Here is a 19,769-nt window from a genome sequence, read left to right as displayed (position 1 = left end):
CGATTATTCAAAGGCTTTTCAGGTTACGGCTTGACAATTCCCTTTAACGGGCATTTCGAACGGAGTGAGAAATCTCGTTATCTTGGCGAGATTTCTCCTCGCTGTGCTCGTCGAGATGACGAAGCGACGTGCTTCACTTTTGAAATGGAATGATTTCTTGCCTGTGCGCGACGATCAGGATTGCGTCTAAAAACATCATTATGGGCGAGCAGTCAATAGACCATCAATTCCCCGAACCCGGTCACATCTTTTCCTTTTTTCCCCTGGCATTCATCCTTCCAACGGAGATCAAAGCCTTGCGTCTCGAGTGTTGCGATCTCATCCTTGAAAAAAACCGCAGCGGCCTTCACCACGCCGCCAAACTCATTTTTTGCCAGATAGACGTAACAGACAGCTCCTGACGGCATGATGGTCATGGATTCAAGTTTGAAGCTGTCCGGACTTTTCATTGCCTGCTTTATGGACTTTGCGCCCTCAACAGCATGCACTATCTGTTTCTCGTCCATTGCCTCAGAGCTCTTGTTTTCATCGGCCACCAATGCTTGTCGGCCCTGAAGGATCCATTGGCCGATTTTGGTCGGGCCAACCATCACCACGAAAGCGGCAACCGCTATCGCCACGGCCCCCAGCGCCCACCAAACAGGTTGCATGCGCCACCGCTCGAATCGTCGATCACCGAGCATCAAAACGGCCATCTTCGACACAAAGAGCGCCGGCAGCGATCAGTTTGTCGTGAAGTGCGCCGCCGTTCTCACGAACCTTCTCGTCCTTGAGTTCAAGCTTGCCTTCTCGGAATGCAAAGAGGACCTCTCCATTAATAAAAACTACAGCGGGCGCTGTGCCTTGCTCATATTTTGCCATGCGTTTTCCCTGAAACGGGCCACAGATGTTCCATTTCGTTATTCTTATTCCAAACCACTTAAGAAATCATAATTCTGGGGTGTTCCTTTTTCATTTTCTCCCAGAATCCACCGCTCCAATCCCTAGCCACCGCCAAGAGCCAATCATCCGGCGTGGCTTCAACAACCGCTGCCGCCATCTTCCTGCCGTTCCCTCTCTTGAAGGAGACGATGGAGAAAAACTGGACGGTCTTAAACGCCGGGTCAACGAGCAGTTCGACCCCAACCAAATCTTTCCTGTCAGCGTCCACGAGTGGATCTTTCTTGCCGTCATCGCTCAAAAGGTTGGAGGCGCACAGCCTGTCGTTATAAATTTTGATAAATCTCAGCATAACGACACTGGCGAGGCTTTCAGCAAGCCCGAGGAACACAGGGTGCATCTTTTTGACGTTGGTCGCCTTGAATATTCTATCGCCGTCAATGACGCCTTTTTTCGATGATTTTTGCATACCTACAACCTATCCACAAATGTAAAAATTATTTTTCCAACCAAAGCGTTACGCGATTGTCCGGGGCCGCTCGATGTCGTTGTGCAGTTCACCTACAATAAGAAGCTATCGTGAAAGATGAAATGGTTGGCAAAAATTAAGCCGGGCAAGGCAACCATGATAATTCACTTCGCACAGGCCGAGTAGGATAATCGACCTGACGCTTACTGGTTTCCCGGACAAAATCGCTGCGGCTCAGGCTGTCTCAGCCTGTTTATGCAGGAGCATCAAGAAAGGCCGGATGATTCGGGTGAAACTTCCGGTAGTGAGAGTGACGTTGGTTTGAGAGCGGCGCACGCCCCTGCGGGCAATCCGGACGAGGCGTGCGCGATGCAGTGCAGTGTCAGATTTTGTTGACCTTTTCAGCGGATGGGCCCTTGGCGCCGCTCACCACCTCAAATGTCACCCGGTCCCCCTCTTTCAGGGATTTGAATCCCTGCCCTTGGATGGCGGAATAGTGGACAAAAACATCTTTGCCGCCATCCTGTTGGATAAATCCGAATCCTTTGGAATCATTAAACCATTTTACTGTTCCCTCTGCCATTGCCGTTCCTCCTTGTGTCGACGACGTAAACAAACCGACCCGATGACGGGCCTTTTTTGAATGCGGGTTGATCCGTCCGGCGCCTTTGCCGTCCCGCTGGCGCGGAGAAACGGCAGAGGATTGTGGAGACAACCCTGGAAAATCGGAAACATCCGCACAAACCTGTTGATCGCGGCGTTGATCGGCGCGACGTCCACTCTGGGTTTGGGCTGCGCCGCACGCCTTGTCGCTTGCGAGGTGAAGCGGGGTGTGCGGAACGGCAAAATGCAGGAAAAAAGCCCTGGCGAGATGGGTGGGTATGGGGCAGTGTGGCGGAACATTAGATCAAATCCAACCCCTCGATATGGCAAAGGGGCAAGGGGCGGTCAAGCGGCGGAGCGCTGCCGCCTGCGGCGTGCGGGCTACAAATCCGGCAATCGTTGCTGCGCAGTGCGAGCAAGGGCGCATCGAGGGGCGGGATTGCACGGGAATTGAGAAGAGCGCGGAACAGGGGGCAAAGAGGCGCCAGAGCGGCGGCAAGGGGAGCAACGCTGGAATAGCTTTTGCCTGTCATTGAGCTGAGGCGCTCTGCAAAGGAGTTGAAACGGCAGACGCAATGCGGATGTTCGATGGAGAGAAATGCGGGAGGTGGCGGGAGTCTATGTGTACCACAGATAATCGAACTATTCTGCCTGGGCCAGGGACAAAAAAGGATGACGTTCAACTACGAATCGAATTTTATCTACTGCAAAATATTCTGAAAGGCCAGAATATTTTGAGTCTTTCGTTGTTGTTGCGCGCCTGTCGCCCCTTTTTTTGTCCCGTGTGATCGGAGAGTTTAGACTGTTTCCTTGAGCAGGGGGTGTCCCATGGCCGCGCGCTGCTCCACGTAGTGTTGGGCGACCTGGCGCGCGATGTTGCGTATCCTGCCGATATAGCGTGTGCGTTCAGCAACGCTGATGGCCTTGCGGGCATCGAGCAGGTTAAAGGTGTGCGAGCATTTGAGGCAGTAGTCGTAGCCCGGCAGGATCAGATTTTTCTCGACCAACTTGAGGGCTTCGCGCTCGTAATTGTCGAAGGCCACGGTCAGGTCGGCGACATTGGCCTCTTCGAAGTTGAAGGCCGAGAATTCTTTTTCCGCCTGATGAAAAATCTCGCCGTAGGTGACGTTCTTGTTCCAGGCGATGTCATACACCGAATCCACCTTCTGCAGATACATTGCGATCCGCTCCAGGCCGTAGGTGATTTCCACCGTGATCGGCTTGAGATCAATGGAGCCGGCCTGCTGAAAATAGGTGAACTGGGTGATTTCCATGCCGTCCAGCCAGACCTCCCAGCCCAGGCCCCAGGCCCCGAGGGTGGGCGACTCCCAGTCGTCCTCGACAAAGCGGATGTCGTGCTCAAGGAGGTTGAGGCCGAATTTTTCCAGGCTCTCCAGGTACATGGCCTGCACGTCCTTGGGCGAAGGCTTGATCACCACCTGATATTGGTAGTAGTGCTGCAGCCGGTTGGGATTTTCGCCGTAGCGGCCGTCGGTGGGGCGGCGCGAGGGTTGAACGTAGGCGGCTTTCCAGGGCTCGGGCCCTAGAGCGCGGAGCAGGGTGGCGGGATGAAAGGTGCCGGCGCCGACTTCCATATCGTAGGATTGCATGACGACGCAGCCCGCAGAGGCCCAGTAGCTGTTCAAGGTGGCAATGATGTCCTGAAAATACATGGCGAAATCTTTACGGTATTGATTGTTAAGGGATCATGGCTACAATTATGCGGCAATCTACCACAGGCCGGGGCCAGGGTAAACGAAATTGTCTCGCGCTCACGCGCAGCGACAAGCAATCCGGGCGGCACGTCCTTTCCCTTTCAGAGCCAGAGTTTATGGAACCGCAATACCTTCGCATTCGCGGCGCGCGCATGCACAACCTGAAAAACATCTCAGTTGATCTGCCGCGCAACAAGCTGATTGTTTTCACCGGCCTGTCGGGGTCGGGCAAGTCAACCCTGGCCTTTGACACCTTGTACGCCGAAGGGCAGCGGCGGTACGTCGAATCGCTCTCCACCTACGCCCGCCAGTTTTTGGGCCAGATGGACAAGCCGGACGTCGACCTGTTGGAGGGTTTGTCGCCGGCGGTCTCCATCGAGCAGAAGACCACCAGCAGCAATCCCCGCTCCACCGTGGGCACGGTCACCGAGATCTACGATCACCTCCGTTTGCTGTTCGCCCGGGCCGGACAGCCGCACTGCCCCCAGTGCGGACAGCCAATCCGCTCCCAGTCGGTGCACGACATGCTTGAATCCCTGCTCAGTCGGCAGGAAGGCGAGAAGGTCATTCTCCTCGCGCCCCTGGTCAAGCAGAAGAAGGGCCAGCACGAGCAAATCTTCCAGCGGTTGCGCAAGGAAGGCTATGTCCGGGTGCGGGTGGACGGCGAGATCCGCCAGTTGAGCGAAGAAATTGCGCTTGATAAGAACAAGCATCATTACATCGAGGCCGTGGTCGACCGGGTGGTGATCAAGGCCTCGATTCGCCGACGCCTGGACGAATCGATCAGCACCGCCGTGGCTCTGGGCGAAGGAAGCATGCTGGCGGCCTTTCCGGACACCGGCGAGGAGATTCTGTTCAGCGAATCCGCAGCCTGTCACCAGTGCTCCATCTCGGTGCCCGAACTCTCCACCCAGCTGTTTTCCTTCAATAATCCGCAAGGCGCCTGCCCCGCCTGCAGCGGCCTGGGCGTCAACCAGTTCATTGACGAGCACTTGATCGTCCCCGACGAATCCCTGTCGCTGCTGGAAGGCGCGATTGTGCCCTGGACCCGGAGACGGCTCTCCGCCCAGGCCGACGAGTGGATCGAGGCCTTTGCCCGCCATTATCGGTTTGAGGCCAGCATGCCCTGGGCCGATCTGCCCGCCAAGGTGCAAAAAGCGTTGCTGCACGGAACCGGCCGGGAAAAGCTGGAGTTCGTGCATACCCGGGGCAAGCGCACCCTGGTGTCGCAAATCGCCTTTGAAGGCGTCGTGCCCCGTCTCAACCGACTTTTCCGCGAAACCACCTCCTCCCGCCTGCGTGAAGAGGTGGAAGGGTTCATGAACGAACAGGGATGTCCGGGCTGTCAGGGCGCGCGCCTCAAGCCTGAGGCCCTGGCGGTGCGGATTGGCCCCTGGTCGATCATCGACCTGTGCCGCATGGCGATCGAGGAATTGATCAAGGAGCTGGAAACGATTGATTTTGAACCGCGCCAGGCGATCATTGCCAAACCGATCCTCAAAGAGATCCGCGAGCGGCTCTTTTTCCTCCAAGGGGTGGGGTTGGGGTATCTGTCGCTGGATCGCAAGGCGGGCACGCTGTCCGGCGGCGAGGCCCAGCGCATCCGCCTGGCCTCGCAGATCGGCTCCGGTCTGGCCGGGGTGCTCTACATCCTCGACGAACCGAGCATTGGTCTGCATCAGCGCGACAACAACAAACTGATCAAAACACTGGTCAACCTGCGCGACCTCGGCAACACGGTGATCGTGGTCGAGCACGACTCGGACACCATCGCCAATGCCGATCATGTGCTCGACATCGGCCCCGGCGCCGGCGTCCACGGCGGCCATATCCTCTATTCCGGGCCAGTGGCCGGCCTGCTGGATTGCGAGGCCTCGCAGACCGGCGGGTATCTCTCGGGCCGCCTCAGGATCGAGGTCCCGGAGCAGCGCCGCCCGGTTCGGCCCGGCGCCGAACACGGCATTGAGGTGCGCGGGGCCTGCGTCAACAATCTGCAGCAGCTCTCGGTCCGCTTTCCCCTGGGGGTGATGACCTGCGTCACCGGCGTTTCCGGTTCGGGCAAGAGTTCCCTGGTGATCGAGACCCTGTTCAACGAGGCCCAGCGGTATTTCACCGACAAGAAAGGCTACCGCAAGGGACCGCGCCTGCTCGCCGGTCTGGAGGCGCTTGACAAGGTGATCGACATCGACCAGGGCCCGATTGGCCGCACCCCGCGCTCCAACCCGGCCACCTACACTGGGGTGATGACTCCGATCCGCGAACTGCTGGCGCGGCTGCCGGAATCGCGGGCGCGCGGCTACCAGCCGGGCCGCTTCAGCTTCAACATCAAGGGCGGCCGCTGCGAGACCTGCGAAGGCGACGGCGTTATCCGCATCGCCATGCACTTCCTGCCCGACATTTACGTCACCTGCGAGCGCTGCCAGGGCAAACGCTACAACCAGGAAACCCTGGACATTCGCTACAAGGGCAAAAATATTGCCGAAATTCTGGCCATGACCGTGGAAGAGGCGCTGGAATTTTTTCAGAACGTGCCGCCAATCCAGAACCGGCTGCAGACCATCGTTGACGTCGGCCTGGGCTACCTTTCCCTGGGACAATCCTCGGTGACGCTCTCGGGCGGCGAGGCCCAGCGGGTCAAGTTGGCCAAGGAACTGAGCCGGCGTTCCACCGGCAAGACGCTGTACATCTTAGACGAGCCCACCACCGGTCTTCATCCCGCCGACATTCAGCACCTGCTGCGCGTGCTCGGGCGGCTGGTCGACGGCGGCAACACCGTGGTGGTGATCGAACACAACCTGGACGTGATCAAGACCGCCGACTACGTCATTGACATTGGTCCCGAGGGCGGCAGCGGCGGCGGTCAGGTGATCGCCGTCGGCTCCCCGGAGGAGATCGCCCTTCACCCCAAATCCTACACCGGCATGTTTTTGAAGCAGTTCTTGAACGGCGAATGAACGGTTTTTTGATTGTGTTTGCAGAGCGTCGCCTGTTACCATGCGGGCGACCAACAACTTGCCGGCGATCATCCGCGTTCGCCGGTTTTTATTGACTTAGACCACAAGGATACAACATGGCAGATCAGACCCCGGACCAGCAGGATCTCCCGATTTTCCGCATGCAGAAGATGTTCATCAAGGATTTCTCCTTTGAAAGCCCCAATGCGCCCAAGGTGTTTTTGGCAAGAAATCAGGACCCCAAAGTGGATTTCAACCTGCAACTGAAAAACCAGAAGCTCGATGACGACCACAGCGAGGTTTCCATCGCCATCACCGCCAAGGTGTTGGATAAAAACAACGAAGATTCGGTGATGTTCATTGTCGAGATCGAGCACGCTGCGGTGTTCCTGATGAAGAACATCCCCCAGGAGCACCATGCCCGCGTCCTGGCGGTCGACTGCCCCCTGATGCTCTTCCCCTTCACCCGTCAGATCGTCTGCCAGGCCGCAGTCGACGGCGGCTTCATGCCGTTTTTGATGGAGCCGATCAACTTTATTGCTCTGTATGACAACGCCCAGCGCCAGCAGAAGGATTCGTGATGCCAGGCTGAATCAGGCCGAACGCATCCAATGAACAAGGGCAACGGTTTCCGTTGCCCTTTTGTTTTTCATTTCGCAACAGACCAACACGTCCGTGGCAACATCAGCAGCTTTCCCTATTCAGTCTTTCGAGCTGATGGTATTGATCTGTTGGAATTCTTGTTGGATCACAGGGGGTTGGCGGGTATGGGCAGGACGACGAGACTCTTCTGTCCCGCCGGGCGGGGCGCCTGTCATCAATTGACCGTGCCGGTCGTTGAGGCTCAGGCGGTGGTGTGGGCGTGGTCTCCGGTGGCCGGGGTGTCCGGTGGTTCCTCGTGCTTGAACCACTCGGTCCACAGCTTGGCCACGGCGTCGATCAGCTCTCCACAGAACATGCTGGGTCCGATGCAGAGCAGGATGATGATCGGGCCAAAGAACTGGACTGCGGCAACCGCGGTGAAGAAGTCGGTCGCCCGCCACAGGGCGGCAAACAGGCCAGCAATGGCAACGCCGTAAAACAGATACACACCGATGTCGAAACGGCTTTTCTGCTTTTTCATGTGGAGATAATAAGCAGCCCGCCTTGCGGTGTCAAAAGGCGAAAATGACCTACCCGTGGCCGGGATGAGAGGGCTTGTCTTGTGGTCCACGAGGTGTTCGCGGGCATGGCCCGCTCCACATTCATGGCCCATCGAAGGTGTAGAAGCGGGCCATACCCGCGATGTTCAACAAAAAATTGGTAAACAACTGGGGGCTGTCCCGTTTTCCCTTTCGTTTACCGTTGGGGAGCCCGTTTTGTGATGAGTTCCAGAACCTGCTCCAAGTTCCTCTGAGTTGTTTCCACATAAGATGCAGCCTGGCCTGCCTCGAACACAGCCAGGGCCAGACGAAAGGCCGCCACCGACTCCTGCAAGCGTGTCGTGTCGCTCTCGCGCTCGCCCAATATCGCAAGCGCAATGCCGAGGTTGTTCTGTGTCCCCGCCCAATCCAGCGGTACCCGTTCACGCGTCCGTTCTTCCAAGGCCAGACGATAGGACGCTACCGACTCCTGCAAACGTGTCGTCCCGCTCTCGCGCTCGCCTAACATCTGAAGCGCATTGCCGAGGTTGTTCTGGGTCGTCGCCCAGTCCAGCGGTACCCGTTCACGCGTTCGCTCCTCCAGGGCCAGACGAAAGGCCGCCACCGACTCCTGCAAGCGTGTCGTCCCGCTCTCGCGGTCGCCTAACGTCTGAAGCGCATTGCCGAGGTTGTTCTGGGTCGTCGCCCAGTCCAGCGGTACCCGTTCACGCGTTCGCTCCTCCAGGGCCAGACGATAGGACGCTACCGACTCCTGCAAGCGGGTCGTCCCGCTCTCGCGCTCGCCTAACGTCTGAAGCGCATTGCCGAGGTTGTTCTGCGTCCCCGCCCAATCCAGCGGCACCCGCTCACGCGTACACTCTTCCAGGGCTAGGCGGTAGGCCTCAATCGACTCCTGCAAACGAGTCGTGCCGCTCTCGCGCTCGCCTAACGTCTTAAGCGCATTGCCGAAGTTGTTCTGTGTCCCCGCCCAATCCAGCGGTACCCGTTCACGCGTTCGCTCCTCCAGGGCCAGACGAAAGGCTGTTACCGACTCCTCCAAATGAGTCGTGCCGCTCTCGCGTTTACCTAAACTCGCAAGCGCAGTGCCGAGGTTGCTCTGGGCCATTGCCCAATCCAGCGGTACCCGCTCTCGCGTACGCTCTTCCAGGGCCAGTCGATAGGCCGCCACCGACTCCTCCAAACGAGTCGTGCCGCTCTCGCGCTCGCCCAAGATCCGCAACGCATTGCCGAGGTTGTTCTGGGTTAACGCCCAGTGCACCGGTTCAGTCGCACGGGGTGCTCCCGCCAGCGCCTCTTGGTAGGCCTTTATTGCCTTCTTCAAGGATGCGTCTTCCCCCATTTGGTTCCCCACGGTCTGCCAGGCATCCGCCAAAGCCAGATGCAGAAAAAACCGGGATTGGCCAAAAGGCCAGTCCCGCACCATGACCGCCAACCGGTCGATTTCGGCGCGCAGGGCACGGCCCACCGGCTGGCTGTCGGAAAAGCCACCCAAACGGGCCAACACCTGAGTGCGCACCATAGCCTCCAGGGGGGCACGGGCTGCAACCGGGAGTTCGATGGCCTGGCCCGCCTCCAGGCGAAGGGTTTCCTGGTGGTCGGTATCCCGACCGGTGAAAAAGAGCCGGACCATGCGCTCCTTGCCAGCTGTAGCCGGCAGAACCTGCCCCCAAAGAAGGAGGTCCGCTTGACTTTCCTGCAGCCAACCTTGCGCCTGCCGCTGGATGCGGAACTCCTCTTCCCTTGGATCGCTGGCCACACGCAGGCCGGTTGCGCGGTTAAAGAGCAGCACCTGGACTCCGGGCAAGCCCCGCAGCCCCTCCACCAGCAGGTCGCGCAGATCGTCGTTGGTATCCTTTTCCAGGCGGGCAATGGCAATGGCAAACTGTTTGGCTTGGGGCAGAGGGGGTTGTGGAGAGGGAACAATGTGACGATACTGCTGTTGCACCCACGGCCACCAATGATCGGAAGAGCTCCAGGCCAAGGGAATGCTGACGACCAGTACAAAGGCAAACCAACGGAATGGTTGGGGGATGAGCCGAATCCATCGTGGGCCGTACTCATCCCGAATTTCTCCCCAAAAGACTTTCCAGGAGGATCGGCGCTTGGCGGGAGAGGTGGATGGTAACGGACGGCCTTGGGCATCAACCAGGGGCGGGTGCTCAGATATTGATGATTCGTCTGTGGGTTCGCGGGGTGTCATGCGCGTTTCTCCTAGGTAGCGAACAGTTTCTCACCGAAGACGGGATCAGGACGTCACTGTAGCACAACTTGTCGAAAACGCACATTTTTTAAACCGACAGCCTCCCCGCCAAAGAGCGGGAGGCTGTCAGGGGGAAAATGGCGGGAGCCCTCAGCAGTGCTTACCTGCAGAAGGAAAAATTCAGATCTTCCGAAAAATCAAACAAGCATTCGTCCCGCCAAACCCGTAGCTGTTGCTCATCACCGTGGTGAGATCAGCTTCCCGGTTGGCCTCGACGATGTGCATGCCCACCGCCTCCGAATCCAATTCTTCAATGTTGGCCGAGCCGGCAATGAAATGATTGTTGAGCATCAACAGGCAGTAAATGGCCTCGTGCACCCCGGCGGCGCCCAGGCTGTGGCCAGAGAGCGATTTGGTTGAGCTGATCGGCGGATTGTTTTCGCCGAACACCTCGCGGATGGCGCGCAATTCGACGATGTCGCCGATGGGGGTTGAGGTGCCGTGGGCGTTGATGTAATCGACCGGCCCGGCCGCCGTTTCCAGCGCCAAGCGGATGCAGCGCACTGCTCCCTCGCCCGACGGCGTGACCATCTCGTAGCCGTCGGCGGTGGCCCCGTAGCCGACCACCTCGCCGTAGATCTTGGCCCCGCGTTTTTTGGCCCGTTCGTACTCTTCCAACACCACAATGCCGCCGCCGTTGGCCACAACAAAGCCGTCGCGGTTGCGGTCGTAAGGGCGCGACGCCCGCTCCGGCGCGTCGTTGTAGCGGGTCGAGAGGGCGCCCATGGCGTCGAACATGGCGGTTTGGCTCCAGTGTTCCTCATCGGAGCCGCCGGCAAAGACAATGTCCTGCTTGCCCATCTGAATCTGCTCCACCGCAGCGCCGATACAGTGCGAGCCAGTGGCGCAGGCCGAGGAGATCGAGTAGCACAGTCCTTTGATGTGAAAGGTGCTGGTCAAACAGGCCGAGACCGTGCTGCTCATGGTGCGCGGCACCATGAACGGGCTGAGGCGCTTGAGACCCTTCTCCCGCATGGTGTCGGCGGCGGCAACCACGTTTTCCGCCGAAGTGCCGCCGGAGCCGATGATCAAGCCGGTGCGTGGGTGAGACACCTCATCTGACGCCAGTCCAGAATCGGCGACGGCCTGCTGCATGGCGATGGTGGCGTAGGCGGCGGCGTTGCCCATGAAACGCAGACTTTTCTTGTCGATCTGCTCTTTCAAATTCACCTGGGTGAAACCGCCGAGGTGCGAGCGCAGCCCGATTTCCCGATACGGCTCATAAAAACGGATGCCGGAACGTCCCGCCTGCAGGGAGTCCAGAACCTCGCCCGCAGTGTCGCCCAGAGGCGAGACAATGCCCATGCCTGTGATCACAACTCGTCGCATTGATTTCTCCGCGATTAGGCTTCTCGGTGGATGGCCAGGGGCCCGCAGCTCTGGCAGACCGGCATGACCTCGACCGTGCAGATGTTGACGTGCGGGGGCACGCTGGTCACCCAATGGACGATCTCGGCGATGTCGGGCGGGGTCAGCGGCTGGGTTCCTTGGTACACCGCGTCGGCCTTGTCCCTGTCGCCATGGAAACGGACGACGGAAAATTCGCTCTCCGACAGGCCCGGCTCGATGTTGGTCACCCGGATTTTGGTGTGGGTCAGGTCGGTGAGCAGGTTGCGGGAGAATTGTTTGACAAAGGCCTTGGTCGCCCCGTAGACGTTGCCGCCCGGGTAGGGGTAATTGCCGGCGATCGAGCCCATGTTGACGATGTGGCCCTGGTTGCGCGCCACCATGACGGGCAGCAGGCATCGGGTCAGGTAGCACAACCCCTTGATGTTGGTGTCGATCATGGTTTCCCAGTCCTGGAGGCTGGCCTCCTGCGCCCCTTGCAGGCCAAGGGCGAGGCCGGCGTTGTTGACCAGAACGTCAACGTCCCGAAATCCTTCGGGCAGATCGCGGACCATGGCCTCCACCGCCCCCAGGTCGCGGACGTCCAGTTCCACCGCATGAACGGGCGTGTCGCGCAGTTGCGTGGTCAGTTCTTTAAGTCGATCCGCGCGCCTGCCGGTGACAATCAGCCGCCAACCTTCGGCGGCGAAACGCTCGGCGCACGCCTTGCCAAAACCCGAGGTGGCGCCGGTAATAAGAATGGTTTTCTGCATGGTTTTATCCTCCTGCAATCCCTTAAGGGAAACAGGTTTGCTTTTAAAAAACAACATTTTTCCAGAACAGCCTGGAATTCCTCATGGTTGTGCTTATAATCCTACCACTGTCAATCGCGACGGCAATCCCTCTGTCAAAACAACTTGTCCCCCAAAGGAGCACACCATGTTGAAGAAAAAGATGCTGAAGGCGCTGAACGATCAGATAAATGCAGAAATGTTTTCATCCTACCTCTACCTGTCAATGGAGTCCTATTTTCAATCGATCAGCCTCAGCGGTTTTGCCGCCTGGATGCGGGCGCAGGTCCAGGAAGAACTGATGCACGGCATGAAATTTTATGGATTCGTCAATGAGCGCGGCGGCAAGGTCACCCTGGAGGCCATCGCCAAGCCCGAGTCGGCCTGGGATTCGCCGTTGGCCGCCTTTCTGGCGATCCAGAAGCACGAAGAGCACGTCACCGATCTGATCAACAATCTGGTTGATTTGGCGATCAGCGAAAAGGATCACGCCACCAACAACTTCCTGCAGTGGTTTGTCTCCGAGCAGGTCGAGGAAGAGGCCAGCGTTGCCGAGGTGGTTGAAAAGCTCAAACTGATCCAGGACAACCCCTCCGGCCTGTTCATGATGGATGCGGAGCTGGGCAAGCGGGTCTTCACCATGCCCGCGACTCCGGCAACCTGATCGGCGTCGGGCAGACACAACGGAGAGCGGCATGAGCAGTCGCGCCATCAAACGCCAGGTCCTGGAGTTATTGCGTAGACAGGACCTGGGGCATTGCCTGGAAGAATTGCGCGCGCTTCCTCCCAAGGATGCGGTCAACGCCCTCTTCTCGGCGATCTGCCGGGAAGAGCCGATTCTGCGCTGGCGGGCGGTTTCCTGTATGGGCGATGCGGTGGCGCGGCTGGCTGCAACCGAGATGGAGGAGGCGCGGATTGTGATGCGGCGCTTTCTGTGGAGCCTTAACGACGAGTCCGGCGGCATCGGCTGGGGCGCGCCCGAGTCGATGGCCGAGGTCATGTGTCGCCACGCCGGTTTGGCCGACGAGTATGTCCATATGTTGATTTCGTATATGCGGGAAGACGGCGAGGAGATTTGCCAGGACGGCAATTATATCGAGCATCCCCTGCTGCAGCGCGGCCTGCTCTGGGGCGTCGCCCGTTTGAGCGAATGCCGGCCGCAACTGCTGCTGGAGCGGGGCGCGGGCAACGACATTGTGCCTTATCTGAAGTCGACGGACGCGGAGACGCGCGGACTGGCTGCCCTGGCCTGCGGCAATCTCAGGTTGACGATTGCCGAACCCCTGCTGCGCGGGTTGACCGAGGATGCGGCCGGGTTGAGCCTCTACCGCGAAGGCGACCTGGCCCCCACAACCGTGGCCGCTTTGGCGCAATCGGCCCTGGAGGCGATCCAGGGATGAACACGCCGCAACTGTTTCCCGCTGTTGCCTGTGTGCAGTTCCCCATTGTCCTTGGCGAGGTGGAGCGCAATATTGTCCAGGTGGAAGCGCTGATCGAGCACTATCGCCCTGCCCCGGAGACCCTGCTGCTGCTGCCCGAGATGTGGGCCACGGGTTTTGACTATCCGCGCACGGCGGAACTGGGGCGGCAAACGCCAACCATCCTTGCCGCCATGCAGCGGATGGCGCTACGGCACCGGGCCTTTCTCGCCGGTTCGCTCATTCAGGCGCCTGCAGACGGCGGCCTGCCGTTCAATACCCTGTTTGTGGTTGGCCCGGAGGGCCTGATCGGCTCCGTTGCCAAGCAGCATCTCTTTGCCTTCTGGCAGGAAGATCGGCATTATCAACCCGGGCAGGCGGCGCCGCCGATGCCCACCCCCCACGGTCCGCTGGCTGCTCTGGTCTGTTACGATCTCCGCTTTCCTGAACTCGCCCGGTGGCAGGCCTTTGCCGGCGGGCGGTTGCTGGCGGTGTCGGCCCAGTGGCCGCTCAGCCGGCTCGATCACTGGCAAACCCTGTTGCGGGCGCGGGCCATCGAAAATCAATGCTATGTGGCGGCGGCCAACGGCTGCGGCCTGACGGGGTCGATGGAGATGGCCGGGCACTCGATGATCGTCGGCCCAGACGGCGGAGTTGTGCAGCAGGCCGGAACCGAGCCGACGGTGATTGGTTGCGCGCTTGACAACGCCGCTGTTGACGAACAACGCAGCCGTTTCTGCCCTGCCGGCGAACGGCCCTGGCTGCGTTCGGATCAACACAAAATTCGCACCCTCGACCAACTTCTCCCCGAGCTGGTCCTGATCCGGCGTCAAGGCAGCCGCATCGCTTTCACTAACGGCTGCTTCGACATCCTTCACGCCGGGCACGTCAGCTATCTGGAAGCGGCCCGCCGCACCGGAGACTGTCTGGTGGTAGGATTGAACACCGACGCCTCGGTGCGCTTGCTCAAGGGGCCGAGCCGGCCGCTGAACAGCGAAGCCGACCGGGCGCGGGTGCTGGCCGCTCTGGGCTGCGTCGATTACGTGGTGCTGTTCGGGGAAGAAACGCCGATCCGGCTGATCAACGCCATTGCGCCCGAGGTGTTGGTGAAAGGGGCGGACTACGAAGAAGACCAAATTGTTGGCGCGGCCGAGGTCAAGGCCGCAGGCGGTCGGGTGGCGCGCATCGCCTTTGAGCATGACCGCTCAACGTCGGGTTTGATCAAAAAAATCAAAACCACCACGTGAGTTTGGCGCAGCGCAGACCAGACTTGGGTGTGGAACAGCCGTGAGGAATCAACGATGACAACGCTTGCAATTCAAGGCATGAAATGCCAGCACTGTGCGGCAACGGCGAAAAAGGTCCTGGAAGAATTGGGCGCCGCTGAAGTGACCATCGATCTTGCCAAGGGCGAGGCATGTTTTGCGGGGTCGCCCGACGCCGAGGCGGTGCGCAGGGCTCTTGCCGCCAAAGGTTTCACCGTGGTTGATTAACCGGCTTGCTGACGACAACGATCAAGGGCGAAACCTTCGCAAGGCGGCATCGGTCGCCTGCGACTCGCAGCTCACTGCACTGCGGTCGAAACCAGTTGGTCCTGCCCGAGAAAATGCAAGGCGGCCTCACGGTTGGTGAAATAGCGCATGGTGATGCCGTCGAACTCCGCCGCCTTGTCCAGCGACACCCACTGTTCCGCCTCGTCCGAGCCAAAAAGAACGGTCACCCGCAATTCCTTTTGCAGAATAACCGATTTAAACACCTGCAATAACGAGTGGAGCCGAAACAGCGAGGCCGTATGGTCGAATTCGGCCCCGCGCAGGTCCAACACCAACTCGCGAAATTCGCTGCCGTAGGCTTCAACGATGGCGTGCTGAATAATGCCGCAAGCGTTGTCGGCGCCGATGCGACCACCAACCCGGATTTCAAGTTTCCGGCCGAGATTGTCAATGTGACTGGTGACGTTCATTGTCGATTCCTCCCGCAAGGATGTTTCTTGTTTTCCTGAAACAGTCCGGCTTTCTGCCGTCTGGCCTTTTCTCCTTGTTGACACCCTACAGCAGCCCCCCGCAAGCGTACAGTAAGCTTTCGGTAAATTTTTGGGCGAAATGTAGGCGGTTTGCAAACAATTGTCACCACAGCGACAAGAAACCCAAGGTCCGCTGCGGCGAATGTGAAGCAGTGCGTTCATGTATCAGCAAGCGGCGCTTTGTACTGTGCGAATCCACGGTTTTCAAGCCCCCCTCGCCACATCCCGCGAGCAACATCCTTACTCCCTCCCAGCTGACGACTACGGCATTCAATCATTGTCAACAATGGTTATCGTCGCGGTTTTGTTTGTCCCCAGCACGGCCCCGGTCGTTGCACTCAACGTTACGCTGAACGTTTCAGCGCTTTCTTTGGTGGAGTTGTTAACCATCGGAACCGTGATTTTCTTGATCGAAGAATCCCCAGCTGCCCAGGTCAAGGAGCCGCTTACGCTTTTATAGTCTGAGGTTGATCTTGCCGTTCCGTTGGTAGTGGCGTATTTCACCGTTACCGTGCCGATTGTCCCGTTTTGACGAAAAACCGGGATGATGATCGAACCGCCGCCTTCCGAAACCGAATAACTTTTGGCGCTCATCTGTACAGACTGGGTTGTCGGCGTGTTGGCGTAGGAAGCCTGAAGGCTGACGCCGCTATACGCCGCAAAGGCGTGTAATGTTGCATAGTAGCGGCCGGCAGTGGGGTTGGCGATTGAGCAGGATTCGGTGTTGCCAGTCAGGTAGGGTGCGCAATCGTAGGCGCTTGTCGTCGGCAGACTGCCCCGCCGCACATAGAGGTCGACATCGCCGGAGCCGCCGGAGGTTTTGATGGTCAGGTTGGTTTGCCCGCTGGGGACATCAATATAAAAATGCTTCAGGTTGTCCACGGCGGCGGACAGGTTGCCGGCGGGCACCCCTTTGACAAGCGGCGTCACTACGGCGGTGAAGCGGGCGGCCACTGTTTTGTTGGCGTTCATAAAGACGTTGCAGGTCGCGGCGGTTCCCGTGCAGGCTCCACTCCATCCAGCAAAAGCATAGCCCGATTGAGGCGTCGCTTTCATGGCAACCGTCGTTCCGGCGTTGAATACCCCGCCGGCCGGTGTGGTCGAGCCTGCGCCGGCGGGGCTGACGTTGGCGACCAGGGTGTAGCCGCTCTGGTTGCCGACCGACGTGCTCAGATCCAAACGAGGAAAGGTCGCGCCGCTTCGCGAGTCGGTCACAGATTTCCCGCGTCGCAGACGGGTCACTGTTTGGCTGACGCTGTCCGTTGGATAGGCGGCGCGGAGAACGGCGGCGGCTCCGGCCACATGCGGCGTGGCCTGGGAAGTGCCGCCCATGACCACATCTGCGGCGTTGATTACTGCACCCGGAGCAAGCATGGTCAAGAAGGAGGCGCTGTTGGAAAAACAGGTGACCTTGTCTGCGGCCGTCGACCCGTCAGTGCAGGTGCTCCACTGCACGCCTCCGAGGTTGGCGTCATATACTGCGCCAACGGAGACCACATTGGAATAGGCCGCTGGCGTTCCCATGGAACTGATGTATCCGTCGTTGCCGGAGGCGGCGACGACCACAATGCCGGCGTCGACCGCTCGTTGGATGGCAACGCCCCAGGAATCGATGGGGTTGACCGGGGCTGTAAATTGCCCCCCGCCGAGACTCATATTGATCGACGCGATGTTATAAACGGCTTTGTTGGCGACGCACCAGTTGATGGCGTTGATAATGTCGCTGGTGTAGGCGTAGCCATCCGTCCGAAACACGTCCAATGCGGCAATTTTTGCGCCCGGTGCGACGCCGAGCACAATAGCGGCGACATTGGTTCCGTGACCATGGTCGTCAAGCGCATTGTCCGTGCTGGCGAAATCTTTCGCATAGACAACCTTGCAGGAACCTCCGGGAACGGAGCAGGACCCAAACGCCGAACGGGAGTAATCGACCCCGGTGTCTAGCACGGCGACGGTTGTATTGGCGCCGTTGTATGAGGCGACCTGGGCGCTGTCGCGCTCAATCAGCGGCAAGCTTTGCGTCAACCAGGTTTTATTCGCCCTGTTCTCGTCAATGGAAAGGATTCTTTTGTTTTGCGACAACTTCTCAAGCGCTCTAGCCGAGTTAATGCGCACATGCAAAATGGGGAGCACGGAATAGTCGGCGGCTACCTCCAAATTTGCATCAATCACTTCGGCGGCCACTTTTTCTTTAAGCGCGCTCATCCGCTGCTTTCGCTTCAGGACCCGCTGCTGATACTCAGATCCTCTTGCCCGAAAGAGTTTCGTTTGGCCTGCCTCCTCTCTCGCCTCCTCGACCTGTTCCGTTGCATCGTCGAGTAAAACAAGGACTTCCACCGTTTCGTTGCGGTCAACTCGTTCAGCGACTCGCGGCGAGTACAGCTTGGGCCAACTGGTCGGCGCAGCGAGCGATGCGCTAGGCGCGATGGTAAACAACACCAGCATCATTAGTCCGAACCAGGCGACAACGCTGGAACCGTTTTTGTGACCAACGAGCATTGCGGCGGGCTGTTGCATATCGTTTCTCCTTATTGTTGCGTCCTGTGGACAAGTGCGCGTGCGCGGCGTGTTAGCCAAGAGCCTTCTTCCTGGATGTTTCTCAGGCGTCACCCCAATTTCAAATCCAGTCCTGGAACAACAATTTTTGTAATCACGCCAAGCTGTTTTGAAGATCCCACCGGAAAAGCAGTGAGCAATCGTTGTGCGCCCTGGGGGCTTTCTCTACTGGTAAAACATTTGAAAACAAGTGGTTGTGCCGGCCGTCGGTTTTGGTGGGAAAATCGCGACGGCCGGGGACCTTGGCCAACAATCATCTGTTGCATGCTCTGTGGACCACCAACTATCGTGCCAGCTGGCAAGCGAAATTCGCACTGTCCGGGTTGGCAAGAAGTCCACATCCCAAAGGCGTCAAATGCGGCGCACCTGCCGGCACATCTAGTTGACCATCCTGGGCCGCAATGTTATCTTGGAAAAATCGCGAACTTGGCGGTTTCGGGCGACCGGGCCGCTTTTCTTTTGTTGGGGGCACGGAGATGAAAATCAAAGCGTTTTTGTTCAGTATTGCGGCTGTGGCGCTGGTGGTTGGGCTATTGGCGGGAACCAAGGTCCTGCAGATCGGGACCCTGATCAAAAAAGGCAAGGCAACGGTGCTGCCGCCGGAGGTGGTGACCACCTTTCAGGCCCAGCCGCAGACCTGGGAATCGCTGATCACCGCCGTCGGATCGCTTGAGGCTGTCCAGGGCGTGACGGTCGCCGCCGAAGTCGCCGGCAAGATCACCACCATCGCCTTTGAAGCAGGTGCCCAGGTCAAGGCGGGCGATCTTCTGGCGCAGCAGGACATTGCCGCCGAAACCGCGCAATTGCGATCTGCGGAGGCTGCTGCGGCCTTGGCCGGAATCACCCTGGAGCGATCCAAGAAGATGCTGGCCACCAAGGTGGTGGCGGAATCCAATTTTGACGCCGCCGACGCCGAGCGGAAGCAGGCCCTGGCCCAGGCCGACAACATCCGGGCGGCTATCGCCAAAAAGACCATCCGCGCTCCGTTCAGCGGCCGACTCGGCATCCGCCTGGTCAACATCGGCCAGATCGTCAAAGAGGCCGAGCCCATCGTCTCGCTGCAGGCGCTTGACCCGATCTTCGTTAATTTCCTGGTGCCCCAGCAGCAACTGCCCCAGATTCAGATCGGCGCGCCGGTGCGGATCACCTCCGACGGGCTGCCCGCAGGGCTTGTGGTGGAAGGCAAGATCACCGCCGTCAATCCGGAGGTCGACGCCGCCAGCCGCAATATTCGCGTCCAGGCCACGGTCAACAATCACAACGAACTGCTGCGTCCCGGCATGTTCGCCAACGTGGCGGTGGTGCTGCCCGCACGGGTTCCGGTGCTGACCATCCCTACCACCGCCGTGCTCTATGCGCCCTACAGCGATTCAGTGTTCATCGTTGAAGACGCCAAGGCGGAAAGCGGCCAGGGAGAAAACGCTCAGGCGGGCGGCGGCAAAGCGGCGCGGCAGCAGTTTGTGCGTTTGGGAGAGCAGCGCGGCGATTTCGTCGCCGTCCTCTCCGGGCTCAAGCCCGAACAGACCGTGGTCAGCACCGGGGTGTTCAAGTTGCGCAACGGTCAAAGCGTGGTGGTCGACAACGCGCTCGCCCCGGAATTCAAACTGGCGCCCCAGCCCAAGGACAGTTGAAC

Annotated in this window: 18 protein-coding genes; 7 read left to right on the top strand and 11 right to left on the bottom strand. The window is 59.1% G+C overall.

Translation table 11 applies throughout. The features are described from left to right. Positions 1-212 precede the first annotated feature (212 nt). From RCH93_RS00985 to glyQ, 5 genes are all read right to left on the bottom strand, one after another. Complete coding sequence (locus RCH93_RS00985; protein WP_306546211.1) at positions 213-704, bottom strand: hypothetical protein; 492 nt, start codon at positions 702-704, stop codon at positions 213-215. Next, positions 673-861, bottom strand: a complete 189-nt coding sequence (locus tag RCH93_RS00980; protein WP_306546209.1) for a hypothetical protein — start codon at positions 859-861, stop codon at positions 673-675. Before RCH93_RS00980 ends, RCH93_RS00985 begins: the two co-directional genes overlap by 32 nt. Positions 862-919: 58 nt before the next feature. Continuing rightward, complete coding sequence (locus RCH93_RS00975; protein WP_306546207.1) at positions 920-1,348, bottom strand: hypothetical protein; 429 nt, start codon at positions 1,346-1,348, stop codon at positions 920-922. 382 nt (positions 1,349-1,730) lie between these two features. Continuing rightward, on the bottom strand, positions 1,731-1,931 hold the full coding sequence (locus tag RCH93_RS00970; protein WP_306546205.1) for a cold-shock protein: 201 nt from the start codon (positions 1,929-1,931) through the stop codon (positions 1,731-1,733). Positions 1,932-2,748: 817 nt separating this feature from the next. Then, positions 2,749-3,624, bottom strand: a complete 876-nt coding sequence (glyQ, locus tag RCH93_RS00965) for a glycine--tRNA ligase subunit alpha (RefSeq protein WP_306546203.1) — start codon at positions 3,622-3,624, stop codon at positions 2,749-2,751. 158 nt (positions 3,625-3,782) lie between these two features. Here glyQ and uvrA point away from each other — a divergent pair, with 158 nt between their 5' ends. Beyond that, entirely contained in the window at positions 3,783-6,620 is a 2,838-nt protein-coding gene (uvrA, locus tag RCH93_RS00960) for an excinuclease ABC subunit UvrA (protein WP_306546202.1), read from the top strand. Between the two features lie 116 nt (positions 6,621-6,736). Then, positions 6,737-7,201 carry a protein-export chaperone SecB gene (gene secB, locus RCH93_RS00955; RefSeq protein WP_306546200.1) on the top strand — a complete coding sequence of 155 codons (465 nt, stop codon included), beginning with the start codon at positions 6,737-6,739 and terminating at the stop codon, positions 7,199-7,201. 263 nt (positions 7,202-7,464) lie between these two features. Here secB and RCH93_RS00950 read toward each other — a convergent pair whose 3' ends face one another. From RCH93_RS00950 to RCH93_RS00935, 4 genes are all read right to left on the bottom strand, one after another. Then, on the bottom strand, positions 7,465-7,743 hold the full coding sequence (locus RCH93_RS00950; RefSeq protein ID WP_306546198.1) for a hypothetical protein: 279 nt from the start codon (positions 7,741-7,743) through the stop codon (positions 7,465-7,467). A 215-nt stretch (positions 7,744-7,958) separates the two neighbouring features. After that, the gene (locus tag RCH93_RS00945; RefSeq protein WP_306546196.1) at positions 7,959-9,962 is read right to left on the bottom strand and encodes a tetratricopeptide repeat protein; all 2,004 of its coding nucleotides are present in this window, start codon (positions 9,960-9,962) and stop codon (positions 7,959-7,961) included. Positions 9,963-10,142: 180 nt separating this feature from the next. Then, positions 10,143-11,351 carry a beta-ketoacyl-ACP synthase I gene (gene fabB / locus RCH93_RS00940; RefSeq protein WP_306546194.1) on the bottom strand — a complete coding sequence of 403 codons (1,209 nt, stop codon included), beginning with the start codon at positions 11,349-11,351 and terminating at the stop codon, positions 10,143-10,145. A 14-nt stretch (positions 11,352-11,365) separates the two neighbouring features. After that, positions 11,366-12,121, bottom strand: a complete 756-nt coding sequence (locus RCH93_RS00935) for an SDR family oxidoreductase (protein ID WP_306546193.1) — start codon at positions 12,119-12,121, stop codon at positions 11,366-11,368. Positions 12,122-12,287: 166 nt separating this feature from the next. On the opposite strand from RCH93_RS00935, the gene RCH93_RS00930 reads away from it, so the two are divergent. The 4 genes from RCH93_RS00930 to RCH93_RS00915 are packed head-to-tail and all read left to right on the top strand — an operon-like array spanning position 12,288 to position 15,050. Continuing rightward, positions 12,288-12,803: a ferritin gene (locus RCH93_RS00930; protein WP_306546192.1), complete on the top strand. Its 516-nt coding sequence runs from the start codon at positions 12,288-12,290 to the stop codon at positions 12,801-12,803. Between the two features lie 31 nt (positions 12,804-12,834). Continuing rightward, positions 12,835-13,539 carry a DVU0298 family protein gene (locus RCH93_RS00925; protein ID WP_306546191.1) on the top strand — a complete coding sequence of 235 codons (705 nt, stop codon included), beginning with the start codon at positions 12,835-12,837 and terminating at the stop codon, positions 13,537-13,539. Next, positions 13,536-14,804, top strand: a complete 1,269-nt coding sequence (gene rfaE2, locus RCH93_RS00920) for a D-glycero-beta-D-manno-heptose 1-phosphate adenylyltransferase (protein WP_306546189.1) — start codon at positions 13,536-13,538, stop codon at positions 14,802-14,804. The genes RCH93_RS00925 and rfaE2 overlap by 4 nt, the downstream gene beginning before the upstream one ends. A 54-nt stretch (positions 14,805-14,858) precedes the next feature. Next, positions 14,859-15,050: a heavy-metal-associated domain-containing protein gene (locus tag RCH93_RS00915; RefSeq protein WP_306546188.1), complete on the top strand. Its 192-nt coding sequence runs from the start codon at positions 14,859-14,861 to the stop codon at positions 15,048-15,050. 71 nt (positions 15,051-15,121) lie between these two features. On the opposite strand, the gene RCH93_RS00910 is transcribed toward RCH93_RS00915, so the two are convergent. Both RCH93_RS00910 and RCH93_RS00905 read right to left on the bottom strand, forming a co-directional pair. Then, positions 15,122-15,520 carry a hypothetical protein gene (locus RCH93_RS00910; protein ID WP_306546186.1) on the bottom strand — a complete coding sequence of 133 codons (399 nt, stop codon included), beginning with the start codon at positions 15,518-15,520 and terminating at the stop codon, positions 15,122-15,124. Between the two features lie 330 nt (positions 15,521-15,850). After that, positions 15,851-18,097 carry a S8 family serine peptidase gene (locus RCH93_RS00905; RefSeq protein ID WP_306546184.1) on the bottom strand — a complete coding sequence of 749 codons (2,247 nt, stop codon included), beginning with the start codon at positions 18,095-18,097 and terminating at the stop codon, positions 15,851-15,853. Positions 18,098-18,612: 515 nt separating this feature from the next. Here RCH93_RS00905 and RCH93_RS00900 point away from each other — a divergent pair. Continuing rightward, entirely contained in the window at positions 18,613-19,767 is a 1,155-nt protein-coding gene (locus RCH93_RS00900) for an efflux RND transporter periplasmic adaptor subunit (RefSeq protein WP_306546182.1), read from the top strand. Positions 19,768-19,769 lie beyond the last annotated feature (2 nt).

The sequence above is a fragment of the Desulfobulbus sp. genome (assembly GCF_030824455.1).
GTDB lineage: Bacteria > Desulfobacterota > Desulfobulbia > Desulfobulbales > Desulfobulbaceae > Desulfobulbus.
The sequence above is the reverse complement of the archived record's forward strand: the minus strand, read 5'-3'. Positions and strand labels throughout refer to the sequence as shown.

Coding starts and splice junctions, on each gene's coding strand:
- RCH93_RS00980 (WP_306546209.1), bottom strand. CDS start 861: ATGGCAAAATATGAGCAAGGCACAGCGCCCGCTGTAGTTTTTATTAAT.
- RCH93_RS00975 (WP_306546207.1), bottom strand. CDS start 1,348: ATGCAAAAATCATCGAAAAAAGGCGTCATTGACGGCGATAGAATATTC.
- RCH93_RS00970 (WP_306546205.1), bottom strand. CDS start 1,931: ATGGCAGAGGGAACAGTAAAATGGTTTAATGATTCCAAAGGATTCGGA.
- glyQ (WP_306546203.1), bottom strand. CDS start 3,624: ATGTATTTTCAGGACATCATTGCCACCTTGAACAGCTACTGGGCCTCT.
- uvrA (WP_306546202.1), top strand. CDS start 3,783: ATGGAACCGCAATACCTTCGCATTCGCGGCGCGCGCATGCACAACCTG.
- secB (WP_306546200.1), top strand. CDS start 6,737: ATGGCAGATCAGACCCCGGACCAGCAGGATCTCCCGATTTTCCGCATG.
- RCH93_RS00950 (WP_306546198.1), bottom strand. CDS start 7,743: ATGAAAAAGCAGAAAAGCCGTTTCGACATCGGTGTGTATCTGTTTTAC.
- RCH93_RS00945 (WP_306546196.1), bottom strand. CDS start 9,962: ATGACACCCCGCGAACCCACAGACGAATCATCAATATCTGAGCACCCG.
- fabB (WP_306546194.1), bottom strand. CDS start 11,351: ATGCGACGAGTTGTGATCACAGGCATGGGCATTGTCTCGCCTCTGGGC.
- RCH93_RS00935 (WP_306546193.1), bottom strand. CDS start 12,121: ATGCAGAAAACCATTCTTATTACCGGCGCCACCTCGGGTTTTGGCAAG.
- RCH93_RS00930 (WP_306546192.1), top strand. CDS start 12,288: ATGTTGAAGAAAAAGATGCTGAAGGCGCTGAACGATCAGATAAATGCA.
- RCH93_RS00925 (WP_306546191.1), top strand. CDS start 12,835: ATGAGCAGTCGCGCCATCAAACGCCAGGTCCTGGAGTTATTGCGTAGA.
- rfaE2 (WP_306546189.1), top strand. CDS start 13,536: ATGAACACGCCGCAACTGTTTCCCGCTGTTGCCTGTGTGCAGTTCCCC.
- RCH93_RS00915 (WP_306546188.1), top strand. CDS start 14,859: ATGACAACGCTTGCAATTCAAGGCATGAAATGCCAGCACTGTGCGGCA.
- RCH93_RS00910 (WP_306546186.1), bottom strand. CDS start 15,520: ATGAACGTCACCAGTCACATTGACAATCTCGGCCGGAAACTTGAAATC.
- RCH93_RS00905 (WP_306546184.1), bottom strand. CDS start 18,097: ATGCAACAGCCCGCCGCAATGCTCGTTGGTCACAAAAACGGTTCCAGC.
- RCH93_RS00900 (WP_306546182.1), top strand. CDS start 18,613: ATGAAAATCAAAGCGTTTTTGTTCAGTATTGCGGCTGTGGCGCTGGTG.